This window comes from Halomonas sp., from assembly GCF_031581305.1.
In the GTDB taxonomy this organism is placed as follows: domain Bacteria; phylum Pseudomonadota; class Gammaproteobacteria; order Pseudomonadales; family Halomonadaceae; genus Halomonas.
This window is the reverse complement of sequence record NZ_JAVLBC010000306.1, coordinates 1-2,232: the sequence shown is the minus strand read 5'-3', so window position 1 is coordinate 2,232 and position 2,232 is coordinate 1. Positions and strand designations below refer to the sequence as shown.

At 63.0% G+C, this 2,232-nt stretch carries 1 protein-coding gene and 1 pseudogene; both read left to right on the top strand.

The annotated features are described in order from the left end of the window. Positions 1-1,798, top strand: a 1,798-nt coding sequence (gene flhA, locus RI841_RS16100) for a flagellar biosynthesis protein FlhA (RefSeq protein WP_310706642.1), incomplete at its 5' end; no start/stop codon positions are given. A gap of 3 nt (positions 1,799-1,801) precedes the next feature. Beyond that, positions 1,802-2,232: pseudogene (locus tag RI841_RS16095) on the top strand (flagellar biosynthesis protein FlhF); the annotation flags it as partial.

The window sequence follows — 2,232 nt, the reverse complement described above, 5'->3', positions numbered from 1 at the left end:
CATCCTGATGGAAGGCCATCAGGGCGGTGACTCGGCGGGCAAGGTGATCGAGGCCTTCGGCGAGTTCCTCGTGGGTGGCAACTTTGCCGTCGGCCTGGTGGTATTCCTGATCCTGGTGATCATCAACTTCATGGTCATCACCAAGGGGGCCGGGCGCATCGCCGAGGTGGGCGCCCGCTTCATGCTCGACGCCATGCCGGGCAAGCAGATGGCCATCGATGCCGACCTCAATGCCGGACTGATCGGTGAGGATGAGGCACGGCAACGACGCAGCGACGTGGCTCAGGAGGCCGATTTCTACGGTTCCATGGACGGTGCCAGCAAGTTCGTGCGGGGCGACGCCATGGCCGGCCTGGTCATCATGGTCGTCAATGTGATCGGCGGCCTGTTGATCGGCATGCTTCAGCACGACATGGATTTCGGCAGTGCGGCCCGTACCTACACCCTGATGACCATCGGTGATGGCCTGGTCGCGCAGATTCCCGCCCTGGTGATCTCCACGGCTGCCGGCGTGACCGTCTCACGGGTCACTACCGACCAGGACGTCGGACAGCAGATGATCAGTCAGCTGTTCGTCAATCCACAAGTCATGATCCTGGCGGCTGCGGTCATGGGGCTGCTGGGGCTCGTCCCGGGCATGCCCAACCTGGTGTTCCTGATCTTCACGGCATTGCTGGGTGGGCTGGCCTGGTGGCTGCTTCGCCAGAAGGAACGTCGTCTGGTCGAGAAGGAGATCGCGGCCGAACCTCCGCCGACGCCTGAGGCACCGGAAGCCAGCTGGGAGGACGTTCAGCTGGTGGATACGCTGGGCCTTGAAGTGGGACATCGTCTGATCCCTCTCGTCGATGCCCGCCAACAGGGCGAGTTACTGGGTCGGATCAAGAGTGTACGCAAGAAATTTGCCCAGGAGGTCGGCTTTCTGCCCCCGGTGGTCCACATCCGCGACAACCTGGAGCTGGGCGCCAACACTTATCTACTGACCCTGAAGGGCGCGGAAATCGGCCGAGCGGAAGCCTTCCCCGGCCAGTGGCTGGCCATCGATCCAGGCCAGGTGACCGGTGAGCTCAAGGGCATGATGACCCAGGATCCGGCCTTCGGCTTGCCAGCCGTCTGGGTGGACACCAGCCAGCGTGAACAAGCTCAGGTCTATGGCTATACCGTGGTGGATGCCAGCACGGTGGTGGCCACTCACCTCAACCACCTGCTCCACCGACACGCCGCCGAGATGCTCGGACGCTCAGAAGTGCAAAAGCTGCTCGACAAGCTGAGTGAAGAACAGCAGAGCCTGGTAGAGGATGTGGTGCCCAAGGCCATCTCCCTCACAGTTCTGCAGCGTCTGCTGCAGAACCTGCTCGAAGAAGAGGTCTCGATCCGCGATATGCGCACCATTCTCGATACCCTGGCCGAACATGCCCCGCATCAGCAGGATGCCAATGAATTGACGGCCGTGGTACGTATCGCGCTGGGCAGAGGCATCACCCAGCAGTGGTTTGCCGGCCGCGAAGAACTCAAGGTCATCGGCCTGGAAAGCCAGCTCGAACAGGTACTGACCCAGGCCGTGAACGGCAACGGCGCGCTTGAGCCAGGGCTGGCCGAGACGCTGATGACCCAGGCCGAACAGGCCCTTGAGCGCCATGAGGCAAGCGGCGAGCCACCCGTCCTGGTGGTACAGCACGGCCTGCGGGCGCTGCTCTCACGCTTCCTGCGACGACGCCTGCGCCACCTGGTCGTGATGTCCCAGGCAGAGATTCCCGATGATCGTACCCTGCGTGTCACCACTCTGTTAGGAGGTCGCTGATAGATGAGCGTCATTCGATTCTCGGGCAACACCAGTCGAGAGGCCATGCGCCAGGTGCGTGAGTCGCTTGGAGATGATGCCCTGATCCTGGCCAACCGGCGCACCGAGCAGGGCGTGGAGATCCTGGCGATGGCTGACGCAGCCATGGAAGGCATGACAGCCTCCTCGGCGCAAGACGCGCTTCCGCCCTCCTCCGTGCCAGCGGCCCCACCGCTCAATAATGCATCGATCGACGAGCGCTCCCTGCAGACCATGAGCGAGCAGCTGCTACGCGAGATGCAGGACATGCGGGCACTGCTGGCCCGAGAGCAGGCACGCCATGCTCCCACCCGAGATTGCCGCACACGACTCAAGCGCCTGCTGCGAGAAGCCGGGTTCAGTGCCTCTCTGGCCGATGAACTGCTACAAGCCCTCCCTGCCGAACTCAATGACGG